This window comes from Acinetobacter sp. 778_lipA, from assembly GCF_058242985.1.
This window is the reverse complement of the sequence record NZ_JBZAYT010000001.1, coordinates 3,598,475-3,624,102: the sequence shown is the minus strand read 5'-3', so window position 1 is coordinate 3,624,102 and position 25,628 is coordinate 3,598,475. Positions and strand designations below refer to the sequence as shown.

Below are 25,628 nucleotides of genomic sequence, written 5' to 3'. Positions count from 1 at the left end.
CGTGGTAGGCAGTATATAAATTTTCCTAAGGATTAGGATAATGAAAAAAAATAGAAAGCTAGGATGTATATCATTATTGATACTAAGTCCAGTTGCGATGGCAATGGAACCTATGGATGATCAAAGTCTTTCCCAAACAACAGGGCAAGATGGAATTAATGTTGGTATAAATCTGAGTAAGGTTCAACTGAATCAACTGTCAATCATTGATCGTGATGGATTTGGTTCGACTGTGAATGATGCCAATAAAGCATCCCTAGTTCTTGCGGGTAAAAGTGCAACTACTGTTGCTGACCAAAGCGTTAATATTACTTTTCTTGGGGCTTCAAATACCCCAACCATGAATATTGTCATGGACACAGATAGTGGAATAAGTGGTAAACCTTTTGCCAATATAGGAATGAGCTTTGCAAGCAATATTTCGGGTATTAAAGTTTCACCATTTGCACTTTACTTGGTTGGTGCGAATTCATCTTCTGGGCCTACAGGATCTCAATCTATTTTTACAGGAACCAGTGAAAAGTCAGATGTCATTAAATTTTTAAAAATGGACAACGGTTTTGATATTAACTTTACTGCAGCTAAACCATCGATTAATTTGCAGCTTGGAAATGCACCTCAAGGACGTATGATTGTATTTGGTGGGGCAATTCAATCAATTTGTGGTACGGGAACAGGCTGTGCTATTACACTTTTATCGGATGATAGTGATATTGGTGCAAATTTTAATTTCCAGTTAACAGGAACAGATAAAACCAATGGTTTTTCATTAAAAGGTTTCTATGCTGGTGTTGAACCAACAGGTTTTGTATTTGGTAATACAGGTGAATCGAGTAAGTTTGATCTTGGAATCAATCAGATGATTATGGGAACAAGTGGAGCAAGTGCAGCAGGAGCTTTTAATGGTTTGCAAAATGGCTCGATGGGGAACTTTGGGGCAATCGGGACATCCGTTACAGATTTAAAAGTAAAAATTAATGGGCTGTAATAATGTTTTATAAATAGTAAAGTATTAAAAAACCCGCATGCAGTGGGTTTTTTAATACTATTGAAAAAACTATTTTACTAATTTAGCCAATAACTCATCTTTACTTAGATTTATAGATTCTGCATCTCTACGACCTTTATATTCGAAAGTATCAGCATCTAAGCCTTTTTCACCAATGACAATACGGTGAGGAATACCCGTTAACTCTAAGTCAGAGAATTTAACGCCTGGACGTTCATTACGATCATCGAGTAAAACATCGTAGCCTGCAGCCTGTAATTCAGCATAAAGTATTTCAGCAGCCTCAAGTGTACGTGGAGATTTTTGAGCATTCATTGGAACAATTGCAACTTCAAAGGGTGCAATCGCAGATGGCCAAATAATACCTTTCTCATCAAAGTTTTGTTCTATTGCTGAAGCGACTACACGTGTTACACCAATCCCGTAACACCCCATCGTCACGACTAAAGGTTTGCCATCATCACCTAAAACTTTACAACCTAATGCTTCAGAATATTTTGTACCTAATTGGAAAATATGACCAACTTCAATACCTCGTTTAATTAAAATTGTTCCTTGACCATCTGGAGAGGGATCACCTTCAACCACATTACGTAAGTCAAAAACTTCTGTAAATTTTGCATCACGCTCCCAATTTATTCCAGTTGCATGTTTATCAACTTCATTGGCACCAGCAACAAAATCAGAAAGTACTGAGGCTGCACGGTCAACAATTACAGTTAAACCTTTATCTACGAGTCCTTGTGGACCACAGAATCCTGCGGTTAAACCTAGAGCATTCAGTTGAGCATCTGTTGCAAATGTTAAAGGTGCAGCAATGAGTGGATGCTTTTCAGCTTTAATTTCATTAAGCTCGTGGTCGCCACGTAAGAATAACGCGATAACTGGGACATGGCCCTTTTCATCAACAACACCTTGTACAAGTAAGGCTTTTACAGATTGAGCTGGATCTGTATTTAAAAATACAGAAACGTCAGCAATTGTTTTTTTATTTGGTGTATCTACAATTTTTAGATCTTGAGTTGGTTCAGCACGCTCACCAGTCAATACTGCTTCAGCCATTTCAACATTGGCCGCATAGTCCGATACTGTTGAAAAGGCGATATCGTCTTCGCCACTTGAAGCAAGTACATGAAACTCATGTGAACCTGAACCACCAATGGAGCCAGTGTCAGCTTGAACAGGGCGAAAATTTAAACCTAAGCGTGTGAAAATTCGGCAATATGTGTCATACATGACATCATAAGTTTCTTGTAATGAGGCTTGATCGACATGAAAAGAATAGGCATCTTTCATAATAAATTCACGAGAACGCATTACGCCGAAACGTGGACGAATTTCATCACGGAATTTAGTTTGAATTTGATAAAAATTCATCGGAAGTTGTTTATAACTTTTTAATTCATTACGAGCTAAATCCGTGATGACTTCCTCATGTGTAGGACCTAATACAAAATCATTGCTATGACGGTCTTTAAAACGCAGCAGTTCTGGACCATATTGTACATAACGACCAGATTCCTCCCATAGCGAAGCTGGTTGTGTTACGGGCATTAATGTTTCCAAAGAGCCTGCACGATTCATTTCCTCACGAACAATCGCTTCAACTTTATTGAGCACACGCACACCCATTGGCAGCCAAGTGTATAAACCTGAAGCCAATTTACGGATCATCCCAGCACGTAACATGAGCTGATGTGAAATGACTTCAGCATCATTTGGGGTTTCTCTTAACGTTGCAAATAAAAAGCGACTCGCGCGCATGGAAACTGTCCTAAAATTTTTAGATTTAAAAAAGGATTATACGATAAAAAAATACGATAAAAAAATAAGCTGAACATTTTTAATGATTGTTTAAATTGGAAACTTTATATTCTTACGCTATCGATGTGATCTGACTTTGCTTTTAACTTAAAAGCATCCAACATTGCGGGTGGCTGTTCTCAAAGTTTAGATTTTTTGTTAAGATTTCTTTAATAATAAAGCTGAAAAACTTTTAATTAAAAGGTGATTATTCAAGCTTTTTGAGGCGGTTAATAATATCATCATAGTGTGTTTGTGTAGAGCGATAGTTGTTTTGTAGGTTTTCGATATAATTTTTTGTTTTTTCGATATTTTCTGAGTTGTATTTGATCCGATCTTTAAGTGTTACAGGGACGGTATTTCCTTTGCGATAATATTCCATTTCCTGTCGTTTAAGTATAATTCTTGCACTTTGAAGCTGTTTAAGTGTTTGGTTTTGAAGTGCTATTTGTTGTTTTAGACTGTTTAGAAGTTCATTTCTTTTGTTGATTGCAACAGATGAGTTGCCATAAGCACGCTTTAAACGTGCATCTTGTTCTAACTTACGTACTTCAGATGCGCGTGAAGTCGATTGTTGCAAATCTTTTTCGACATTATAAGCTTGGTTGCGTTTGATGACTTGCATATTGCGATCAAGTGCTTCATAACCATTTTTAATGTGTGCCGGTGTAACCGATGTGCTGATGTTAGCAACCCCATTTTTATCATAATACCTATACCATACTGCCTTAACCGGAGGTGTATCAGCATAGACCGATAACGTGTAAATGAGTAAGCAAACTGAGAGCAAAATACTGAATATTTTTTTTATTTTTGAACCTAAATTTTGGTAATAGATTATTCTATCCATTTAAAGTCTGCCATCCCCAAAAAATCAATGTAAGTTATATGATTTTGAAACTATCTTTGGCCATTTTATGTGGTTACAAAATTTTAATAAACAATTAACTTCTAAAAAAAAGCATAATATTTTTTTTTATGTGAGCTTTGCTGTGTTTTACTGTTTGAAGTGAGATTTCCGACAAGAAATGCTCATTGATAAAGTGAGTTAATATATGTTAAAAAAACATGCTTAATTGTAAAAATAAATCTGTACAGCACAATTCATTCCAAGCTTACGGAAAGGGGCATTAAATGGACGATAAATTTCAAAATTTAAAAGTCATGGTGATCGATGATTCTAAAACTATTCGTCGTACTGCTGAAACATTATTACAAAGAGAAGGTTGTGAGGTTGTCACTGCTGTAGACGGTTTTGAAGCTTTATCTAAAATTGCTGAAGCAAATCCAGATATTGTTTTTGTCGATATCATGATGCCTCGTCTTGATGGCTATCAAACCTGCGCTTTGATTAAAAATTCTCAAAATTATCAAAATATTCCAGTCATCATGTTATCAAGTAAAGATGGCCTGTTTGATCAAGCAAAAGGTCGTGTTGTCGGTTCGGACGAATATTTAACAAAACCATTTAGTAAAGATGAACTATTAAATGCTATTCGCAATCATGTAACTGCTTAACGGTTAATTTGGGGGAAATAATGACAAAAATTTTAATAGTTGATGATTCACCGACAGAAATGTTTAGATTTAAAGAAATTCTAGCTAAACATGGATTCGAGGTGATTGAAGCGACCAATGGGGCAGATGGTATAACACTCGCGCAAGCTGAATTGCCTGATCTTGTTTTAATGGATGTTGTTATGCCAGGTGTAAATGGTTTCCAAGCGACTCGTCAGATCGCGCGCGGTGCGGTCACCAAGCATATTCCGATTGTGATTGTAAGTACTAAAGATCAAGAAACCGACCGCGTTTGGGGAAAACGTCAAGGGGCTTGTGACTACTTAACAAAGCCAATTGATGAGAATCAGCTGATCAATACGATTAAGCAACATCTACAAGCAGGGTAGTGTATGGCAGCAAATGGATTTATCGAATTACTTCGATTGTCTAAGCGAGGAAATAAAAATTACGCTGACAATGAAAATGAAGTAAACCGATGGTCAGGCATTGCATTTGAAATGATGGGGCAATATTTTGTTGCTCCTTTGGGTGAGGTTTCAGAAGTTATTTATCCGCCAAAATATACACCTGTTCCTAATGTTCAAGGTTGGGTGAAAGGTTTAGCAAATATTCGCGGACGATTATTATCAGTTTCTGATTTGGCTTTTTATTTAACGGGGCATAGAAGCCAATTTCTACCTACTCAAAAAGTCTTATGTATTAGTCATAATGACCACTATGTTGGGCTGATCGTAGATCAGGTTTTGGGGATTCAACATTTTAATAAAAAAGGTTTTTTTTCTAAAAACAATGAATTAGAAGAAAACCTTCAAACTTACTGTCAGGGATATTTTCAGCAGCATAATCAAGCTTGGAATATATTCTTATTTAGTCGTTTGTTAAATGATCCTCAATACATGAATGCATCAGAAAAATTTATAAACTAGCTTTGACGCCTAATTAAGAGTTAAGCGAATCGGGAGAAGCTGAATGGGCTTTAAACTAAAGAAGAAAAATACAGGGGATACTGCTCAAAAAAGTAGTTCAGGTGTAGTAACCAAAACCAAATCAAAAATTGATGAATTTGCAAAGTTGTTTGGGGAAAGCGACAAATCTAAGCCATTTATTCAAATGGCCATTGCCAGTATCATCGTTGCGATTATTTTGCTTTTGGTTTTATTCTATACAGTTCCTCGAAATAACGACTTAACTCGTAGTTTGGGTGAATTAAAACTTTTATCACAGACATTATCTCGTCAAGCAACTGAAGCGACGGCATCTGGTTCAGCAGAATCAATTAGTGCTTTAGTTACATCACAAAAGAAATTTAAAGAAAACTTAGATGTCGTCAAAGATATTCATGCGTCTTCAAAACAAGTAGAGGGTGTTGAAAAAATTTGGCAACAAGTTTCTGCTGATATCGACATGATCGCGACACATCAGAAAATTATTAACCAATTATATGATACCAACATTGCTGTTGCTGATGTGATTCCTGGGATGCAGGCTGAATATAACGCAATGGTTGACCAGATGGCTCGTGATAATATGCCAAGTACCCAGGTTGTCATCGCGAAGAACCAAGTATTTCTTGCGGAACGTATTTTACGTTCTATTGGTTCAGTACTAGGTGGTTCTGATAATACACGTGCTTCAGCTGACGACTTTAATGCGGATACCGAAACTTTTGGTACCTACTTAAATGCTCAATTAGATGGTAGTGCTGATTTAGGTGTAACACGTATTGATAAACCTGAACTACGCGAGTCTTTAGAGAGTATTAAAGCTGATTACAATGAAATTGTGCAACTTGCTTCGACTTCTGTATTGAAGAACTCGGATCAGATTTTTAAAGTACGTCAAGCATCGTCAGACATCTTTGCTCAATCGGATAATTTATTAAAAGGTTTGGATCGACTTTCAGTGAATACTGGTGTGGGTACGATTTTACCTGCATTGATTTTAATCCTTGCCCTCGTCGCATTTTTATTTGCAGTATTTAAACTACTCGGTTTACGTAGTGAGTCGGATAAAGTCCGTGTAACACGCTTACAAGATGAGTATGACCGTAACCAGAATGCGATTTTACGTTTACTTGATGAAATTGCCGATTTGGCAGATGGTGATTTAAGTTCGTATGCAACAGTATCGGAAGACTTTACGGGTGCTATTGCCGATTCGATTAACTTTGCGATTGACCAATTACGTGATCTGGTATCTCGAATTAACGATACTTCTCAAGAAGTTGCACAATATACTCAGAATACGCAACAGATTACTAACCAATTGGCTGAAGCCTCTGAGCATCAGGCTCAAGAGATTGCAGGGGCATCAACAGCGATTAATGAAATTGCACAGTCCATTGACCACGTATCTGCAAATGCGGCTGAATCAGCAGAAGTAGCACAGCGTTCAGTACAAATTGCATCCAATGGTGCAGATGTGGTAAACCGCTCAATCGAAGGTATGGATACCATTCGTGAACAGATTCAAGAAACTTCTAAGCGTATTAAACGTTTGGGTGAATCTTCTCAAGAGATTGGTAACATTGTATCGCTAATTAATGATATTGCCGACCAAACCAACATTCTGGCATTGAATGCAGCAATTCAGGCATCTATGGCTGGTGAAGCGGGACGTGGTTTCGCTGTGGTTGCGGATGAGGTACAGCGCCTTGCTGAACGTTCAGCATCTGCAACGAAACAGATTGAAACGCTGGTTAAAACCATTCAGACCGATACCAACGAAGCTGTAATTTCAATGGAACAAACCACATCGGAAGTTGTGCGTGGTGCGAACCTTGCAAAAGATGCGGGCGTTGCTTTGGGTGAAATTCAAACGGTATCAAGTAATTTGGCTGGTTTGATTGAAAGTATTTCTGAGTCGGCTAAATTGCAGTCTGCTTCAGCAGGTCATATTGCAAATACGATGAATGTCGTACAAGAAATTACTTCACAAACTACAGGGGCAACGTTTGATACAGCCCGTTCGGTTTCTGAATTGGCAAGTATGGCGGATTCATTACGTCAATCAGTTTCAGACTTTAAATTACCTGACTAAAACGATTGATACTTTATACGTGCAATATCTCCTGTAACAAGTGGGTATTGCACTGAATGGAAAGCCTTCTAAAGCCATTCAGATTGACTGTATTTTGAAAGGTTTTAGTCCCAAAGACGGGAACTAACATAGAAGCCTGAGCTATGAAAGAAATATTAAAACATTTAGTGGAACATGTCACTTTACCTGAAGATGAGTATCTTGGTCAGGATGATGAAATTTTAGAAATTTTTGTAGAAGAACTCGAAGAAATTTTTGAATTGTTACAAACGTCTCTTGATCGCTGGCAACTCGAAGAGTTTAAAGATACAGAATTGGTCAATATTCGCCGTTATTTTCATACTCTTAAAGGGTCTGGACGCATGGTGGGGGCTAAACGTTCTGGTGAGCTTGCTTGGACTGTTGAAGATACATTAAATCGTACTATTACGAAAAATCTGGAACTTACTGCTGAGATTCAACAATATGTACGCGCAGTATTTAATATTTATAAGTTTAAACTGTATTCAGAGTTTTTAAATAGAAAACCGCATCATTTAGCTTTAGCACCTTTGGTGTATTTGGGGCAACAATTACAACAGAAACAAAGCTTAGAACCTGCTTTAGGCGAGTTACTGGCATTATCAAATACACTAGATAATGAAAATGTCATTACGGGGTTGGAGATTGGCGAAGATACGGTAATAGCAGACCTAATCTCTATGACAACTCCGCATGTGATTGATCCAGTTGTAAGTGGTTCCTTAAATACTGTTGAAGATGTAGTGCTTGAATCGACGATTTTAGATGATAGTTTAACATCTGAAACCTTGGAGATTTTTGTCGAAGAGTCAGAGGAACATCTGGCGGCAATTAAAGACTTTTTGCACTTAGAAGAACATACGCCTGATCAATATAATCGCTTGATTCGTGCCTTACATACTTTGCGTGGTAGTTCTTCAATGGCGCATGTCAATGAGGTCTTTGAAGCAAGTGGTAAAGTAGAGCATTTATTTAAAGTATTGGTTCAAGAAGATACTGAATCTTCAAAAAATGAAAATGCTTTACTAACCTACTATGCTGAATTTGTCAGTGACTATCTCTATGTTTTAAAGCTGAAAGGTAATCAAGCCATTGAGCTGAAAACTATATATCAAAAATTTAATGATGCTTGGGAGCGTTATGATTTCCAACACCAATACCAGCATTCACAAACGGGGTTAGTCACACAATTAGTTGATCTGGAGATTGATCTACTGTTAGATGCCGAGTTTGAGTTTGATAAGCGAGCCCAAGTTGAATATCCAGCATATTTCCAACAGCTAACACAACAAGCACAGATGCTGATTGATCATACTAATAATCGTGCTGCACAAGGCATCCATGATTTTAGTCTGGCTTTAAAAGATGGCTATGAGCAAGTTATTCGCAAGCCTGATTTATTAAATACTGATTATGCTTTTGAAATGTTTTCTAAGGCGCATCAAGAATTTATTCATTTATTCGACACCTTGGCCTCAGGCCAACGGGTCAGCTTAAATGATTCAACACAAGCGATTCTGGCTGAGTTACATGACTATTTACACCAAGAAATAGACACAAGTATTGATGATCAGACTATTGAAACAAGTATAGAGCCGGAAATTGAGCAACAGTCAAGTACAGTATTCATTGAAGTAAATCCTGTTGAATCAGTGGGTAATTATGTACTGACACAAATTAATCTTGATAAACAGAATATTGACTCAGAGCATAGTCAGCGTGAATTTGATGCAGATGTCTTAGACATTTTTATTGAAGAAGCGGATGAGTTGTTGGTTGGGATGGATCATGACTTAAATACTTGGTCAAGCCATCCTGATGACACAACTGCATTAAATAATTTGATGCGTTATTTGCATACCTTAAAAGGTGGGGCAAATATGGTTCAAGCCACCTTTATTGGTTTGATTGCACATGAGTTAGAAACGATTTATGAACGAGTGATCAAAGGTCAGCTCAAAGCTGAGCCACATCTTATTCAATCTATTCGTTTAATTCAGGATGATGTGGCAGATCGTATTCAATTGATTCGTGAAAAAGCAATCGATTATCCTGCGACTCACATTCTCAATGTTTTACAAAATATTGATCAGCAACGTCCGATTGACACGAGCCAAGCTTCAACAGCACTTGAATCGCAATTTACCCATGATTTATCAGATTTGCATGAAGTTGAATATATTGAAGATGAAATTGTTTTAACGAACGATCCAATATCGGAACAGCTTGAAATTGAACAATCTGATAAAGATCATCAATCAGCAATTAATGATCATCACTTGTTTGTAGATATTGATCAAGATCTGAATTTGGATCCTGTTGAAATGATTGCTCAAGAAACTTTTATTGAAGAGGCTCGAGAGCTAATTGATGAAGGTCTAAGCATTTTAACTCAATGGTTTGATCACCGAAGTAATCGTAGCTTCTTACTCCAATTACAACGTATTGCACACAGCTTAAAAGGTGGTGCGAAGATGGTGAAATTGGAAGAAGTCGCAGATATTGCTTATGAGTTGGAAAATGCATTTGAACAATTTGGTTTACATAATTTTAACTCAAATGTTTATGATGGCTTGCTGGAAAAAACCTTTCATTGGCTAGATACAGCTATTTTTAAACATGATTATGACAACTTTGAAAGCTTAAAATCGAGTTTAAATAGCATTGAATATGTTGATGTATCTGCACAGCTTCCAGAAAAATTATCCCGTACCAATTTAATTTTTGAGCAATCAATTAATGAGTTTGTTCAGGGGGATGGCACTGAGCCACCGTCAATGTTGGGTGAATGGGATCTTTCACAAAAAACTGAATCCAACAATGAGATGATCCGTATCTCTGCGGATTTAGTCGAAAAAATGATTGATCTTTCTGGTGAGAATGCAATTAACCGTTCACGTATTGAGATGGATCTAGGGCAGTTAGGTAATACCTTGACTGATATGGAGTTGGCAATCCAACGTTTGGCTGATCAGCTACGCCGAATGGAAGGCGAGTTGGAAAGTCAAATCATTGCAAAACATGGTGATTTAAGCTCTCGTTATGCCGATTTTGACCCTTTAGAAATGGATCAATATTCATCTCTAAATCAGTTATCAAAATCGCTGGCTGAATCTGCATCTGACTTGGTTGATTTTAAGACCACACTGGCTGAAAAGATTCGTGATACTGAAGGCTTATTGCTGCAGCAATCTCGTATTCAAGCTGAAATTCAGGAAAGCTTGATGCGTACTCGTCTTGTACCATTCTCAAGATTGTTACCTCGATTACAGCGCTTGGTTCGCCAGACCTCTTCAACAGTTAATAAGCCCACTGAGCTTTTAGTCAATAATACTGAAGGGGAATTGGACCGCAATATTCTGGAAAAGTTAGTTTCGCCGTTAGAACATATGCTACGTAATGCGATTGACCACGGGATAGAAGATGCCGAACAGCGTCAGAAATCTGGCAAAGCGTTGACAGGTCGAATTGATTTGAATATTAGTCGTCAAGGTACAGATGTGCTTGTATCGTTTAAAGATGATGGTAAAGGAATTGATCCAAAAGTTATTCGTGACAAAGCGATCGAAAAAGGGTTGATCAAAACTGATCAACAGTTAGAGCCTGAGGAAATACTTCAGTTTATTTTCCATCCTGGTTTCAGTACAGCACAGCAAGTAACACAAATCTCTGGTCGTGGTGTTGGCTTGGATGTCGTGCAAAGTGAAATTAAATCACTTGGTGGACAAGTGAGTGTCAGTTCTGAATTAGGTTACGGCTCAACCTTTACAATTACTGTACCCACAACAGTTGCGGTTAGTGATGCCTTGATGGTGAAAGTGGGTGATCAGCAATTTGCAGTGCCATTATCGCAAATTGATCGTATTGTTCGAATTTCTCCAGCTGCTTTGGAAGAGTATTTTGAAACTCAAAATGACTATTTTGACATCGATTTCCAGAGCTATAAACTACGTTATTTAGGTGAGTTCACAGCGAGTCAAGTCACTCCACGTTTACACGGGCTTGCACATTCATTACCGGTATTGCTGATCAAGGGAAGCTTAGGGCAATCCATTGCCATTCTTGTCGATCAATTAATTGGTTCACGCTCACAAATTGTGGTCAAACCAATTGGTAAGCAGTTTGCAACAATCAATGCGATTGCAGGTGCAACCATTCTTGGTGATGGGCAGGTTTGTTTGATTCTTGATGGGCAAAATATTGCACGACAGGTTCAGGCATCTACTCGTAGTAGTGCTGAACATCTTCAACAGGACAAACAACGTCATCGTGATCAACGCCGTTTGATTATGATTGTGGATGACTCAGTTACAGTTCGTAAGGTCACTTCACGCTTGCTAGAGCGTCAAGGTTTCGATGTGATTACTGCCAAAGATGGCGTGGATGCGATTGAGCAACTTGAAAATGTCAAACCAGACTTGATGTTGCTGGATATTGAAATGCCTCGAATGGATGGCTTTGAAGTCACAAATTTGGTTCGCCACCATGAAATTCACCGCGATTTGCCTATTATTATGATTACGTCACGAACAGGGGAAAAACATCGTGAACGTGCATTTAGCTTAGGTGTGACAAATTATATGGGTAAACCATTCCAAGAAGCTGATTTATTGGAAAATATTGATGCTTTGTTGACGGTTAAATAGGAGCACTCATGATAAAGAATATCGAAAAATCTTCCATTGATAAAATTAGCACACGAGAATTACAGCACTTAATTACGGTGTCTACTGGATTTATTGATGCATATATTATTGATTGTTATGATAAAGCACCGATGTTGTTACCACAAAATGTGGTGCTTTCTGCTCAGAATAGTCCGACCTATGTTAATGTCGTAGAATGGCATGAAAAGAAGTTACCGACTTTTAGTGTGAATGATCCTAAAAAGACACTGGGTGTCGCATTGATCATTGAAGGGGAAGACGCAGATGAGCGTTTTGCCTTGATGTGCAATGAAATGCCAAGTTCGATACGGTTACGTATTTCTGAAGTAGTCGATGCAGAGGATACAGTTAAAGATAAAACTATTTTACAGTATGTGAAAATTGGTGATCAGACTTATCATGTGCCAGATCTAGATCAAATTCAGTTACAGATTGGGATAAAGAAGACTTAATCTGTCATAACTCCAAAGAATATCAATAAAAAGGACGCGTTTGCGTCCTTTTTATTGATTGAAAATTATAAAACTTAAGCAAGTAATTCGACTAAGATTTGTTCGTAGATCTCAGCTAATGGCTCTAATTCATCAATGTTTACATGTTCATTAATTTGGTGAATAGTTGCATTCAAAACACCTAACTCTAGCACTTGAGCACCTGTAGGCGCAATAAAACGTCCATCAGAAGTCCCACCACTGGTTGATAGTTTAGTCTTTGTTCCTGTCACGTTCTTAATTGCAGTTTGTGCAGCATTGACCAACTCGCCAACTGGAGTTAAGAACGGCAAACCTGATAAAGTCCATTCAATATCATATTCAACATTATGAAGATTTAGAATTTCAACAACGCGTCGTTTAAGCTGATCCGCAGTAACTTCAGTAGAATAACGGAAGTTAAAGGTTACTGTCATGTTGCCAGGTACAACATTGGTTGCTCCAGTACCTGCTTGAATATTGGAAATCTGAAAAGAAGTTGCAGGGAAATACTCATTGCCATTGTCCCAAACAGTATCACATAATTCAGATAAGGCTTTTGATGCAGTATGAATTGGGTTAATGGCTAAATGTGGATAGGCAACATGACCTTGCTTACCTTTTACAGTTAATACTGCATTTAATGAGCCACGACGACCATTTTTTACTATATCCCCCAACGTATCTGTACTTGAAGGCTCACCTACCAGACACCATGTCATTTTTTCATTACGTGCTTCTAAAGTTTCAACTACTTTAACCGTACCATTGATAGAAGGGCCTTCTTCATCAGAAGTAATTAAAAAAGCAATAGAACCTTTATGGTTGGGATGATTTTTCACAAAACGTTCTGATGCAACCACCATTGCGGCCAATGCTGTTTTCATATCAGCACTACCACGACCATAAAGTTTACCATCTCGAATTTCAGGTAAGAATGGATCAGACTCCCATGCATCTAGATGCCCTGTAGGTACCACATCGGTATGACCTGCAAAACAGAAAACTGGAGATGCTGTTCCGCGTCTTGCCCAAAGATTATCAACATCCTCAAAACGCATATTTTCAATATTAAAGCCGATAGCAGATAGACGATCTGCCATAATGGTTTGGCAAGTGTGATCTATAGGTGTCACAGAAGGCTGGCGAAGAAGTTGTAAACTCAGTTCTAAAGTATCCGAATGATTCATGGACATTGATCAAGTAAGTAAATTAAATAATATAATAGAGGAAGATAAAACCGAATGAAAACCTAAAAACGAGAGAAAGTAGAAAACTATTTAAATCAGCATTAAAAAGCCTTATCTAATTAGATAAGGCTCATGTTGTAGAATAAAATTGAGAATTACAATTTATTTTCAACTTTTTCTGCAGAATTCGATACAGCATCCCCCGCTTTAGAGACATCCTTGCCAACACCTTTAAATGTGTTGCAACCAGCTAAAACAAAAGCGAATAACATTGAAACTGCTAAAATTTTTTTCATTACTATCTCCGTGTTTCACGCGTTAATTAGAATTTTAGTATACGAGTATCTCGTAAATATATCGTTATGCTTTTATGAGTGAATTCGTTAATCCATGTATAAGAAACGTGAATAATTAAGCATTTATGTCAAAAGAAAATACCAGAGGGGCTTGGCGGTACATATAAAATTGTAGGGTACTTGTGTTGTGATATAAGCCATTACACCACCATTGTGCAACAGGTGAGCTTTGCTCTAGATCTGGACAAATCCATTCATGCCGCTGTAACCGATAATACCCTGTTTCAATATGATGACCCCACTGTCCCAATCGATGTTGAGTATTGATCCATGAGGGAAGTACAGTAAGGTCTGCAAGATTTGGCAAATAAAGTTGTCCTTTCATTATAGCCAGCCTCTTTTCAATTTTAAAATCTAAAGCCTGTGTAAATTGAAATTGTTTTTTTGAGAAATGATTAAGTTTTCGTAAAAGAGTGTCACTACGGTTTAGACCATACCAATGCATTAATTGTAAGTTTGATTCGCCTAAATAGTACTTTAAAGCAACTTCCCAATGCTCGATCTGTTTTGTGGCCTGATTACGAACAAGGAAATCAATTTCGCCTAATGTATTCTTTGCTTCAATGATTTGGATACTATGCTGAATGAGTTGATAATGTTGATTGGCTTCATCTTGCAACCAGAACCAAAATAAATATTCAAAACGTAACCCTAAACGTGTACTTTTGAGTTGTTGCAAAAATTCAATGAGTGGGGTGGGGTCGTGATCGAGTTGATCTAAGCGCGTTTGAAAATCTATATATTGTTGTTGCCAAAACCCCGTGTCGTGTACTTCAAAACGATTTTTAATTTCTAATTCATCAGGCAGATGCTGAATAATATTGGGACTGGCAATGCAAAAAGCCAATTGACGAACAATAGGGTGTTTGTACTTTAACCAAGGCTCAAAGTAGTCTGTCATTGTATGCTGTCCTAAGCTGAGGACTCACTCAGTTTATTTTTAAAGAAAAGGTTTTTAGTGTATTGAGATTCAAGCAAATAAGTAGATATACATGCAAGCTCAATTTGACTGTATTGGAAATGATGAACATCGTGATTTTAAAATACAATGATTTCAATTGATTTAAAATATACTGGCAAAATCATTTGGACGGTATACTAGTCGCACGGTCAAATTGAGTTAATTTATGAAAATTTTGTTTTGGCGAACATTGGTAATTGTTTTTATTGTACTCGGATTTATTGGGGCAATATTACCGGGAATGCCAACGACAGTTTTCCTCATCTTGGCAGCTTGGGCAGCATCAAAAGGATGGCCACAGGTGGATGCTTGGTTACTCAATCATCCAAAATATGGTGCAACGCTTCGTGCATGGCGTGAAAATGGCACAGTACCACGTAAAGCAAAGTGGATCGCCAGTATTATGATGTTGATCAGTGGGGTGATTATGTTATTCACCAATGCGCCATTGGCTGTGAAAATTTTTACCGATGTGACCATGTTAATTGTGGCTATCTGGCTTTGGTTACGTCCTGAACCAAAACTTACTATAAAAAATCTGAATGAAGTGGATAAATCCGAATAGCCTTTATTCGGTATTTTTAATCACTGAAAATCTTATTAAGTCTAGATGAAATGAATAATACGATTAAAATAGTGATTAAATGATCAGCTAAATTTATTTAAATACAGGTTTTAAAACTTTATAAATAGATAAATAATAAACAAAAAACACCAATTAAAACAAAAATGATCTATTTTTTAATCACTCAAACCTAAAATAGGTAAAACATCGAGAAAAGCGTTTGACACTCAGTAAAGATTCTCTATAATGCACCTCACAAACGATGAAGTCGTTAGGGCGCTTAGCTCAGTTGGTAGAGCGTCTGCCTTACAAGCAGAATGTCGGCGGTTCGATCCCGTCAGCGCCCACCAAGCTTTAACGTTGAATTTTTTAGTGCAGCGGTAGTTCAGTTGGTTAGAATATCGGCCTGTCACGCCGAGGGTCGCGGGTTCGAGTCCCGTCCGCTGCGCCACTTAAATTCAATCATCGTATGTGTAGCAATTTTATTGTTAAAAGTGCAGCGGTAGTTCAGTTGGTTAGAATATCGGCCTGTCACGCCGAGGGTCGCGGGTTCGAGTCCCGTCCGCTGCGCCACTTTACAATGATTTTGTAGTAAGATGTAATACCTAATTAGAATTTAAATAGTTTTTTATTTTTTCTAGTTTAGGGCGCTTAGCTCAGTTGGTAGAGCGTCTGCCTTACAAGCAGAATGTCGGCGGTTCGATCCCGTCAGCGCCCACCATATACAACGCAGCGGTAGTTCAGTTGGTTAGAATATCGGCCTGTCACGCCGAGGGTCGCGGGTTCGAGTCCCGTCCGCTGCGCCACTTTACAATGATTTTGTAGTAAGATGTAATACCTAATTAGAATTTAAATAGTTTTTTATTTTTTCTAGTTTAGGGCGCTTAGCTCAGTTGGTAGAGCGTCTGCCTTACAAGCAGAATGTCGGCGGTTCGATCCCGTCAGCGCCCACCATATACAACGCAGCGGTAGTTCAGTTGGTTAGAATATCGGCCTGTCACGCCGAGGGTCGCGGGTTCGAGTCCCGTCCGCTGCGCCATTTATCTTTTTTCCTGAGATCAAGATATTTGGAACTGTAAGAATTCAAAGTTTTTGATTTTTAAAGATCAAATATTATATGCTTTGTATAGCTTATCCCCATCTTTAGGATAGAACTTAAAATTAAATCATCGATTTTCTATAGGTTCAAACAGAGTTAACAACTTTGTTTATCCTCGCTCAGGGCGCTTAGCTCAGTTGGTAGAGCGTCTGCCTTACAAGCAGAATGTCGGCGGTTCGATCCCGTCAGCGCCCACCATGTTTTCCGATCTAGTTATTTGTTTAGAACTTCTATATAATATATAAGCATAAGTATTTTAAGAATAAATTTTCAATGAGAAATCCATATCAACGTAAAGCTGCGTCCGCAACTCAAAAAAACTCAGTACAAACTCTAGATCAATACAAACATTTTGTGGAAACGATTGTTTCACAAACTAAGGTTTTTGTACTTTATGATGATGGTTGGGCTTTATGTGCATCACCTACCGGGCAACAGTCTTTAGCCGTTTGGCAAAGCCGAAATTTGGCACAAATTTTGATTAAAGATAACTGGAGCCGTTATGCGGTTCAAGAAATTGAACTCATTGTTTTTATTGAACAGATGATTCCTTTTATTAAACAAAATAATACTGCGATTTCTATAAATTTAACCCCAGAAGGGCAAAATATTTTAGTTTCAACAAATAAATTTCTACTTGATATAAAGAATTATTTATATCGAATGTATACGACTCAACCAGAACTATTTCAAAACAATAAGCGCTTGCCTTTACCACGTAAAATTCGCTTACATTAGTAAAGTCGTATACATAATCAACGTGATGGCGTTGTGCATTTTAATATTCGCCTAAAATCCAACCACTGATATAGGCAAAATACTCTCTTAACCATGCGTTATAGCGTGTCGTGAGTGGGGTTTCAGCGCCTACTGTAATGAAATTGTGATAGCCTTGTTTTCTTGCGATTGCTGCGGCACGTAAAGTATGAAAATCACTGGTGACAATTGCAATTTTAGAATTTAAAGTCAAATCATGTTCTTTTAAAATCGCTTGGCTATTTTTAAGATTTAAGTCAGTACTGGTGCTTTTATTTTCTTGTAGAATTCTACTGGCTTTGATTTGCATGTGCTCTTGTAAATATTGCGACATAATTTCTGCTTCAGGTTTTTCTTCACCAAAATCTAAACCACCACTGACAATGATCAAAGCTTGTGATTGTTGTTTTGCAATTTCACCAGCTTGATCTAAACGTTTTGCGAGGGTCGGTGAGGCTTTTCCTTGGGTAATGCCACTGCCTAATACAATAATTGCTTGTAGATTATTTTCTGCTGTATTTTGTTGGGATTTTAAGTGGATATAACCAAAGAAGCCGATTAAGCTGACAGACCAAAGCGTAAATAGAACCCATCCTAAACGCCAGATTTTCTTTAACTTTAAGTGTTGTGCTAAATACTGCTGAATGTGTTGGCTCCATAGCGCTGTAGTGATAAAGACTAAGCCAATCAGCAAAGGGAGTATTGTTCCTAAGTGGATTTTTTTATATAAAATTAAAATAAATCCATCGAGGAATAAGACAAATCCCAGCAAAAAAAAGACAATGTGGAAGAGTTTATTGTTATTCATGGGTGAAAACAAATCATTAAAAATTAGTTTAATTCTAAACGAAATCTGTGCATTTATTATATATGAATCAAAAAAAACCGAGCAATTGAACTCGGTTTTGGTGGGTAAATTTATTCAATAGCCCCTAATAAACATCACGACGATAACGACCATCTAAACGTAATTGTTCAACTGTGTCTTCTCCAAGGATATCAATTAAAGCGAGATCAACATCAGTCGCCATACCATTGATACTGCCACAGACATAGATCACCGCATCATTGGTAACCCATTTTTTCAGTTCTTCGGCATGATCACGCAGTTTATGATGTACATAAATTTTTTCAGCTTGATCACGAGAGAAAGCTAAATCAATACGTTTTAGCATTGCTGTATTTTGCCAAGCTTGAATTGTATCTTTAAAGAAATAATCGTTTGCTTGTTGGCGTTCACCAAAAATCAACCAGTTTTCAGTATAGTCCATACGGACACGGACATGAATCAAACTCATTAATCCAGCAATTCCTGTACCATTTCCAATGCAAATAATCGGACGGTTATCCGTAATTAAATGGAATGATTCATTATTACGAATTCTCAACGCAATTTTATCACGTAATTGAACATGTTCCGTCAGCCAACCAGAGCCTAGACCAAGTTCACCTTGAGCATTCAGTTGCTGGCGAACTACTAAACGCAATACTTGCTGACTTGGAATACTGGCAATCGAATACTCACGAGTAGGTAGTGCAGGGAGTTGCTCTAGTAAATGCTGCATGTTGGCAAAAGGTTCAACATCAACCGTTAAATCGCGATCCCAAAGTGCTTCTTGAATACTTTGCTCGAGTGAATCCACGGTTGTATCTGCATGAACTTGATATTTATTTAAAAACAATTGAATACGTTCAGGACTATTCCCAGTTTGAATTTCTGCAATATCGCCAGCTTGCCAATCCGTATCATAGCTTGTTTGTAATTCAAGATTAAATGCGGGTGCGCCTAAGCTGTTTGGATTGAGTAATTCTCGTTTTGTTAGACGCCATTGATCAAATACTTTATCAATAGACATTGTTTGTAGATCGAGTTTTGTGGCTTTTGCTAAAGCATCATTCCAATGTTGGATATCTGCATTATTACCATTGTTGACTTCAAGCGTAGCAAACAATTGTTGCGCGCCAGAATGTTTAAACCATGCATCTATGCGATGCCCAAAGCTACAATAGGTCTCAGGATAGTCTTGTGAACCCAATGCTAGAACCGCATATTTCAAATGCGAAAGATCCAATGATGTAGCCATAAGCTTTTTCTCAAAGTGCGAGGCTAAGTCAGGTGCTTCACCTGTACCATAGGTACTTGCAATCAAGAGAATTTGTTTGGCTTGCTTGAGGTCATCTTCAGAGAGTTGTTGTACAGCTTTTACTGTTGTTGGCTGATGGGCTTCTTGCAGACTGGTTGAGGTGCGCCATGCCAATTGCTCAGACATTCCTGTTTGAGAGGCATAAGCAATTAACCAAGGTGTTGCGTTGGGATCAATTTGAATCGCTGAACCAGATTGTTTTGCAGCAAGGGTGAGTCGCTTTTGCTTACGACGTTTTAAATACAGCATCCATCCAGTAACAAAAAATAATGGCATTGCCAATGCTGCAAGCATTGCGATGAATTGAAAAACTGGGCCAAAGAAACTACCACGGTGCACAGGGAGCATACTTCCCATGATTTTTTCATTGAGTGGTTTACTTTCGTATAAGTCTAATTTTTCAATTTGTGCAGTTTGATAGTTATAGGTTGCTTTGTTTCGTGCACGCTCATGTTGTGGAATAGCATCAACAAAGGTGAGTTCAACTTTACCATCTGGCTTTTTAGGAATCGAAACAGTTAGTGTCGAATAGTCACGTTTAATTTGAGCATTAAACCCATTCCATGTTTGAGTAAGTACATGTTGAATTTGTTCTGGTTTTAAACCTTCTTTATTCTCATGCTTATTTTCACGGCCTGATTGTGCTTGATGCCCTGCCGTTGGATTTTGCTTTTCGCCATGTTGTTGTTGAGGATTGCCAGAAGCTCCTTGACGTCCTTGACCTTCTCCACCGCGTACCGCTTGCATTTCAGGCTGAGGTCGTTCAACCCCCATTACTTTAAACATACCATTACGCCACCAGTCATACGACCAATACAGCCCTGTACATGCTAAAAGTAAATAAAAGATCACCACCCATGTTCCGACAACAGCATGTAGATCCCAAAGGAAATTACGACCTTTGAGTTTAGGCTTAATGGCAAACCATTGTTTAAAAGAATGCTTTTTCGGCCAGCGTAAATAGAGCCCACTGAGTACAAAGAAAATTAACATCAAGGTACTGGCACCAGTAATTTGTTTACCGACTTCACCCACAGTTAAGTTACGATGTAATTGCTGTATAAATTGAAAAAAATCTTTGCCTTTCACTTCAGGAAGAACTTCGGCCGTATAAGGGTTTACCATCATGGTATAACCTCTACGTGCGCCTTCTTTGACAATATTAATATTTGAAGCTTCTTCAGCGGCTTTCGCAACCGTAATACTGTTGATCTTCATTTCAGGGTTTTGGGTTTGGAAATGCTGATAAATTTCAGCAGGCGTGAGTTTTGCCTGATTTTCAACTTTTACCGTGTAGCTATCTGGGTTTAACCATCTTTGAATAGGTTGTTCATAAGAATAGATTGCACCAGTCACTCCCATAATTGAGAGAATTAAACCAGCTGTAATCCCTAGAAACCAGTGAATTTGAAAAAAAGTCTTTTTAAACATGGCAATGCAAAGGGCAGAATATTTTTGATAGCAAATTATAGCTGAATAAATCGGAGAGATAATGAATTTTGCAGATAATATTTATTCTCATTATCATTTTTATTAAAATAGCGAAGTACAAAAAACCTCCAAAAATGGAGGTCTTTTAAAATTTTAAATTAAAGTGTCTTGGGTTCACCAACAACTTCTTTTAAATGTTTACGCAGTGTTTCAAAGGGGAAATTCTTGCTATCCATACGTTTAGGTAGAATATATGCGCCTTGTTGGCCTTTTACTTTAAAGTTTACCAGTAAGAATTCAGGGGTATTGTACCATTCATAAATGTCTTTCCAAGCCACTGTTCCAACACCTTCTTGTACACCCATTTGTTGACGCATCACAATACCGCTTGGCTGTACACCTAATTTTACACCTTTGATTTCCTGAACTGGAAATTCATTCATCTTGCGTTTTACATACCATTCAAGACCGAACTTGCGAACCAAAAGATAGATGGCAACTGCAGCAAGAACCACCCAAAAAATAATGGTTGAATAGTTTTTAATTAAAGCGATGCCAAGTAATGAGAGTATGACTGCTACACCCATGATTGCCCAAGCTTTAATCCCAATTTTATTGGTACTACGCCAAATTGCAAGTTGAGCGCCGCGTTGTTCGGCTTCCGAAACTTCGTACGGAACAGGTTGTAAGGTATAAGCGTAAATATTCTTGGCAGTCATAGTGTCAGTAATGTATGTAAATCTAGTCAGAGTTTAGCACTAAATCTCAAGATTTAGTGCACCTATTGTACCAAATAACGATGCAATTTAGATGCAGATTTATAAAGAAGCCAATTCAGTAGATTGATCATCTCGTTCATGGCTTAAATTCTGTTTCAAGCTACTCAGTTGCTTTAAAATACTGAACATTAATGACAATTGTTGAAGAATAATGAGTGATTTAGAGTCTTCTGACTCAGATTGGCTTAAACGGGCACGAATGGCTTTCAACATATTATGCGCGGTTAAATCAGGCATTTCATCCCGTAATAAAGCCCCAGAGATATCATCTAAAGCTTGATCCAATAGATTAAGCACCTGTTGATCTTTCACTTGCTCACGATGTGCACCGAGTGCTGCGATATAGCTAAGGAAGGTATGATTTAGACATAAGAACTCAAAAGCTAAGCTTTTTTGACTTGGGTCAAAATCTGGTTCAGTGGCAAGGGTTGAAATCAGTGAGGCAACATCTGCATCGCGATTATGCGCAGCACGACGAACAATTCGATAATCTAAACTATTGTTGCGTCCCTGATGATATTGAACGACAACGTTTGCCAAATAATTGCATTGAGCTTCCAGTGAGCGTTGAATGGTGCGGGGTAAACGACGGAACTTCCAGTCAGGGAAAATAAAACTGACACCGAACCAGGCGAGGGCACAGCCAATAACAGTGTCGATCATACGGGGCAGAGCGGCTTCATACCCCAATCCGTCCAAGTTGAAATTGATCAATGCCATGATGGTAATAAAGGCTGTGGCTTGAGCATATTGTTTACTGCGTAAATCAAAAAACAATACACCACTGAGTACGAGTAATAAGAGTTGTCCTTCAATAGATGGCACAAAATACAAAATCATATAACCTAAAATAATACCACCCAATGTTCCAATAATCCGTAATCTCAAACGACGCTTGGTGGCGTTAAAGTTCGGTTGACTGACAAACAGCGCGGTTAATAGAATCCAGTAACCGTATTCAATATTGGTGAGTTGCACAAAAACGTAGCCAATAAACAAAACAATCGAAACGCGAATTGCATGTCTAAAAAGTACAGACTCGGGGGTTAAATTTTGTTTGATTCGAATGGCAATATCATCCCATCCTTTGAGGTCATCATCTTTGAGTTGGTTTTCAAAATTTTTACTTTGATCGTATTTTATATGTCGTTCAGTTTCGAGATTTTGTAATTGTGCATCAATCGACTTTAAGTTTTGATAAAGCGCAAACAGTGAATTGACCCAAATTAAGTCATAATTTTCTTCTTTTTTGAGTTTATCCAGCGAGTATCTGAGGTTTTTAAAAGCATGCTCAAAACGGACATTATGCTGGTAGGTGGTACGGTGTAAGATACTATCGCTTAGATCCTTGCAGGCTTTGCCTTGCAGCGCTAAAATGCGTTGAAAACGAAATAACACATCACTATGTTCAAACATTTTGGCCAGCTTTTGATAATCAATATGTGCTGAATCGGCCCGTTCATGAATATCTTGTGCAACAAAGTAATATTGTAAACTACGACGCGTATCTCGTTGACCTCGGTCACCCTTTAAACGCGTCAACAAGGCAGTACGCATATCATTAAAAATGTTGATGAGCTGCCCATTTTCCATAGACAAACTAATCATACTGTCTTGATAGCTGGTTGGTGTCATATCGACATCAAACAAATTGGATTTGGAAAATAGAAAATTACCTAATGATGAAAAACATTGAGACAATTTGTCTTGAACTTGCCGTACTGGGAACAGTAAAAAACTGATGGTTGAAATAAGCCCATACCAAATTGCACCAACCACCAATAGACTTGGCTGGATATACCATTGATCAAATAAATGCACCCCAAGCATGGAATACACAGAAACCACCAAACAGCCATAAGAAATGGTGGCATAGCGACGTCCCAAAGAACCCAATAAAATCCAACCGATACAAGAAACAATCAAACCTAAGGCAAACAGAATAGGGTAAGGAAAGAGCAGGCTCACTGAGGCAGCGGTGATAAAGAATCCGATATAGGTATAGATCAAATTCATGATACGTACAGAGAAGCGATCGTCTATATCACTGAGACCTGCTGCAACCACACCTAATGTAAGAGGAATAGTCATTAACTGCTGCCCCAACAGATAAGGTACAAATGCAGTCCCTGTAAAGGCAATGATCATTCTCAAGTTATACATGAAACTTGTGTTGTAGGTTGCTTTTCTGAGTTTTAACAGCCAAGTGTTCAAAGGAAATCCTTGTTAAATCAATAGGGTGTTATTTACTTGGGCAATGCGATTTGGCTTATATGGCTTTTCACTTATCTTTGTGACAAATCATACAATGGACAGTGTAAACTTGTCTGCAACATTCCTTATCAAATTATAAACCATCTATGTCTGAAAAAAACGTTGGTCAGCAGTATTCAACGGGCTGGATTATGCTTTTGGCTTTATTTACCTCTTTGGGACCATTATCCATTGATATGTATTTGCCAGCATTGCCACAAATGGCGCAAGATTTTAATGTGACGACCCAGCAGATCGCCAATACCTTGCCGGCGTATTTTTTTGGTCTTGCTGTTGGTCAATTGATTTATGGACCAATCAGTGACCGTATTGGGCGTAAGAAACCGCTTTATTTTGGTATGACCTTGTTTGCTTTTGCTAGCTTGTTGTGTGTTTTAGCACCTGATCATTGGTCGTTGATTGCCGCACGTGTTTTACAAGCCTTAGGGGGCTGTGTGGGGGTGGTGATGGCACGGGCTGCAATTCGAGACCGTTTAGATGTGCAAGGTTCGGCGCAAGCTTTTTCCAGTATGATGATTGTGATGGGGATTGCCCCAATTCTTGCTCCAACCTTGGGTGCAGTCATTCTACAATTCTTTAGTTGGCAAAGTGTGTTTATCGCTTTGTTTATAATTGGATTATTTTGCTTGTTTTGTGTACATTTTTTCTTTAAAGAAACACTAGAATCAGAACGCAGGTTGCATCTCAATTTTAAACAAGTTTTTATCCTCTATGCTTCTATTTTTAAAGACCGAAGCTTTCGTTTTCCAATGTTGGCAGGTTGTTTTACCGGAGCAGCATTATTTTGTTATATCAGTTCCGCAGCAGCAGTGTTGATGGATGGCTATCATTTAACTCAGCAACAGTTTGCTATTGCCTTTGGTTTTAATGCTTTCGGTATTATTTTGCTGTCTTCTATCAATAAGCATTTAGCCAACCGACTCTCGGTGATTCTACGTTTAAAAATTGGTGGTGTGATTCAAGTAATAGGTGGGCTGATTGTTGTCTATGCAGGTTTCATGTCTATTGCGCCACTGGCGATTGTGATGTTGGGTTTATTCCTTACGGTTTCAGGTATTGGTTTTACTGGGCCGAATGCGATGGCATTAGCGATGTCTGAACAAGGCTCAAGAGCAGGAACTGCAAGTGCAATTATGGGCAGTATGCAGTTTGCTTGTGGTCTATTGGGTGGTGTTATATTGAATTTTCTCGTATGGAATCATTTATTGAATATGGGAATTTTGATGTTGGCTTTTACAGTCGCTGGGTTTATGGCGATTTTAAAAGTGGCTCAACAGTTCAAAATGAAGCAAACTTCACATTGAGCAGATGTTTAACCAGAGATTGTCTTACTTATTGACAATACAAAAAAGTGAAAATTGTTTTATCAACTACAAGGTGATTTATACATTTTTATTGAGGCATGATTTTAATTGCAAGTTTTAAAATTTTTTTGTCTTAGAACGAGTACACAAAGCACATGTAAGTTTTATCAGCAGAAACGCTAGAAACATAAACGCCAGAAAAACAAAAGCCGACGATTCGAGTGATGAGTAAATCGTCG

General features: G+C 38.0%; 19 protein-coding genes and 8 tRNA genes. 18 read left to right on the top strand and 9 right to left on the bottom strand.

The genetic code is table 11. The annotated features are described in order from the left end of the window. The first annotated feature begins 40 nt into the window (after positions 1 to 40). The gene (locus AC4CUY_RS17120) at positions 41 to 988 is read left to right on the top strand and encodes a DUF6160 family protein (RefSeq protein WP_336954661.1); all 948 of its coding nucleotides are present in this window, start codon (positions 41 to 43) and stop codon (positions 986 to 988) included. Between the two features lie 69 nt (positions 989 to 1,057). Here the strand turns inward: AC4CUY_RS17120 and AC4CUY_RS17115 are convergent, their stop codons facing one another. Both AC4CUY_RS17115 and AC4CUY_RS17110 read right to left on the bottom strand, forming a co-directional pair. After that, positions 1,058 to 2,773, bottom strand: coding sequence for a proline--tRNA ligase (locus tag AC4CUY_RS17115; RefSeq protein ID WP_490774491.1), 1,716 nt, complete (start codon positions 2,771 to 2,773; stop codon positions 1,058 to 1,060). A gap of 247 nt (positions 2,774 to 3,020) precedes the next feature. After that, entirely contained in the window at positions 3,021 to 3,662 is a 642-nt protein-coding gene (locus AC4CUY_RS17110; RefSeq protein ID WP_490774490.1) for a hypothetical protein, read from the bottom strand. Positions 3,663 to 3,946: 284 nt separating this feature from the next. Here AC4CUY_RS17110 and pilG point away from each other — a divergent pair, with 284 nt between their 5' ends. From pilG to AC4CUY_RS17080, 6 genes are all read left to right on the top strand, one after another. Next, the gene (gene pilG / locus AC4CUY_RS17105; RefSeq protein WP_004723803.1) at positions 3,947 to 4,330 is read left to right on the top strand and encodes a twitching motility response regulator PilG; all 384 of its coding nucleotides are present in this window, start codon (positions 3,947 to 3,949) and stop codon (positions 4,328 to 4,330) included. A 20-nt stretch (positions 4,331 to 4,350) separates the two neighbouring features. Next, a complete protein-coding gene (locus AC4CUY_RS17100; RefSeq protein ID WP_483770662.1) occupies positions 4,351 to 4,719 on the top strand; it encodes a response regulator in 369 nt (122 codons plus the stop codon). A 3-nt stretch (positions 4,720 to 4,722) separates the two neighbouring features. After that, on the top strand, positions 4,723 to 5,259 hold the full coding sequence (locus tag AC4CUY_RS17095) for a chemotaxis protein CheW (RefSeq protein WP_336954656.1): 537 nt from the start codon (positions 4,723 to 4,725) through the stop codon (positions 5,257 to 5,259). Between the two features lie 43 nt (positions 5,260 to 5,302). Beyond that, the gene (locus tag AC4CUY_RS17090) at positions 5,303 to 7,372 is read left to right on the top strand and encodes a methyl-accepting chemotaxis protein (protein ID WP_336954655.1); all 2,070 of its coding nucleotides are present in this window, start codon (positions 5,303 to 5,305) and stop codon (positions 7,370 to 7,372) included. A 143-nt stretch (positions 7,373 to 7,515) separates the two neighbouring features. Beyond that, on the top strand, positions 7,516 to 12,039 hold the full coding sequence (locus tag AC4CUY_RS17085; protein WP_336954653.1) for a hybrid sensor histidine kinase/response regulator: 4,524 nt from the start codon (positions 7,516 to 7,518) through the stop codon (positions 12,037 to 12,039). 8 nt (positions 12,040 to 12,047) lie between these two features. Further along, positions 12,048 to 12,512, top strand: coding sequence for a hypothetical protein (locus AC4CUY_RS17080; protein ID WP_419329189.1), 465 nt, complete (start codon positions 12,048 to 12,050; stop codon positions 12,510 to 12,512). Positions 12,513 to 12,586: 74 nt separating this feature from the next. Here the strand turns inward: AC4CUY_RS17080 and dapE are convergent, their stop codons facing one another. The 3 genes from dapE to AC4CUY_RS17065 form a co-directional block, all read right to left on the bottom strand. Further along, on the bottom strand, positions 12,587 to 13,720 hold the full coding sequence (dapE, locus tag AC4CUY_RS17075) for a succinyl-diaminopimelate desuccinylase (protein ID WP_490774489.1): 1,134 nt from the start codon (positions 13,718 to 13,720) through the stop codon (positions 12,587 to 12,589). A 155-nt stretch (positions 13,721 to 13,875) separates the two neighbouring features. Then, complete coding sequence (locus AC4CUY_RS17070) at positions 13,876 to 14,016, bottom strand: entericidin A/B family lipoprotein (RefSeq protein ID WP_336954649.1); 141 nt, start codon at positions 14,014 to 14,016, stop codon at positions 13,876 to 13,878. Between the two features lie 115 nt (positions 14,017 to 14,131). After that, entirely contained in the window at positions 14,132 to 14,977 is an 846-nt protein-coding gene (locus tag AC4CUY_RS17065) for a DUF1853 family protein (protein WP_419361334.1), read from the bottom strand. A gap of 226 nt (positions 14,978 to 15,203) precedes the next feature. On the opposite strand from AC4CUY_RS17065, the gene AC4CUY_RS17060 reads away from it, so the two are divergent. The 10 genes from AC4CUY_RS17060 (at position 15,204) to AC4CUY_RS17015 (ending at position 17,439) form a co-directional block, all read left to right on the top strand. Then, positions 15,204 to 15,602: a YbaN family protein gene (locus AC4CUY_RS17060; protein ID WP_490774488.1), complete on the top strand. Its 399-nt coding sequence runs from the start codon at positions 15,204 to 15,206 to the stop codon at positions 15,600 to 15,602. A gap of 274 nt (positions 15,603 to 15,876) precedes the next feature. Further along, positions 15,877 to 15,952, top strand: a tRNA-Val gene (locus AC4CUY_RS17055). A 24-nt stretch (positions 15,953 to 15,976) separates the two neighbouring features. Then, a tRNA-Asp gene (locus AC4CUY_RS17050) sits at positions 15,977 to 16,053 on the top strand. Positions 16,054 to 16,098: 45 nt separating this feature from the next. Then, a tRNA-Asp gene (locus AC4CUY_RS17045) sits at positions 16,099 to 16,175 on the top strand. 72 nt (positions 16,176 to 16,247) lie between these two features. Beyond that, positions 16,248 to 16,323, top strand: a tRNA-Val gene (locus AC4CUY_RS17040). A gap of 8 nt (positions 16,324 to 16,331) precedes the next feature. After that, positions 16,332 to 16,408, top strand: a tRNA-Asp gene (locus tag AC4CUY_RS17035). Between the two features lie 72 nt (positions 16,409 to 16,480). After that, positions 16,481 to 16,556: transfer RNA gene (locus tag AC4CUY_RS17030), tRNA-Val, on the top strand. Positions 16,557 to 16,564: 8 nt separating this feature from the next. Beyond that, a tRNA-Asp gene (locus AC4CUY_RS17025) sits at positions 16,565 to 16,641 on the top strand. 182 nt (positions 16,642 to 16,823) lie between these two features. Further along, positions 16,824 to 16,899, top strand: a tRNA-Val gene (locus tag AC4CUY_RS17020). A gap of 75 nt (positions 16,900 to 16,974) precedes the next feature. Further along, on the top strand, positions 16,975 to 17,439 hold the full coding sequence (locus AC4CUY_RS17015) for a DUF2750 domain-containing protein (protein WP_419328179.1): 465 nt from the start codon (positions 16,975 to 16,977) through the stop codon (positions 17,437 to 17,439). A 40-nt stretch (positions 17,440 to 17,479) separates the two neighbouring features. On the opposite strand, the gene AC4CUY_RS17010 is transcribed toward AC4CUY_RS17015, so the two are convergent. The 4 genes from AC4CUY_RS17010 to yccS all read right to left on the bottom strand — a co-directional run bounded on the left by AC4CUY_RS17010 (position 17,480) and on the right by yccS (position 24,025). Then, the gene (locus AC4CUY_RS17010; protein WP_490774487.1) at positions 17,480 to 18,265 is read right to left on the bottom strand and encodes a YdcF family protein; all 786 of its coding nucleotides are present in this window, start codon (positions 18,263 to 18,265) and stop codon (positions 17,480 to 17,482) included. 124 nt (positions 18,266 to 18,389) lie between these two features. Beyond that, the gene (locus AC4CUY_RS17005; RefSeq protein ID WP_490774486.1) at positions 18,390 to 21,032 is read right to left on the bottom strand and encodes a PepSY domain-containing protein; all 2,643 of its coding nucleotides are present in this window, start codon (positions 21,030 to 21,032) and stop codon (positions 18,390 to 18,392) included. 158 nt (positions 21,033 to 21,190) lie between these two features. Further along, positions 21,191 to 21,751: an SdpI family protein gene (locus AC4CUY_RS17000; protein ID WP_004817689.1), complete on the bottom strand. Its 561-nt coding sequence runs from the start codon at positions 21,749 to 21,751 to the stop codon at positions 21,191 to 21,193. Positions 21,752 to 21,850: 99 nt separating this feature from the next. Next, entirely contained in the window at positions 21,851 to 24,025 is a 2,175-nt protein-coding gene (yccS, locus tag AC4CUY_RS16995; RefSeq protein ID WP_490774485.1) for a YccS family putative transporter, read from the bottom strand. Positions 24,026 to 24,171: 146 nt separating this feature from the next. Here yccS and AC4CUY_RS16990 point away from each other — a divergent pair, with 146 nt between their 5' ends. Then, entirely contained in the window at positions 24,172 to 25,389 is a 1,218-nt protein-coding gene (locus tag AC4CUY_RS16990) for a multidrug effflux MFS transporter (protein WP_419328183.1), read from the top strand. Positions 25,390 to 25,628 lie beyond the last annotated feature (239 nt).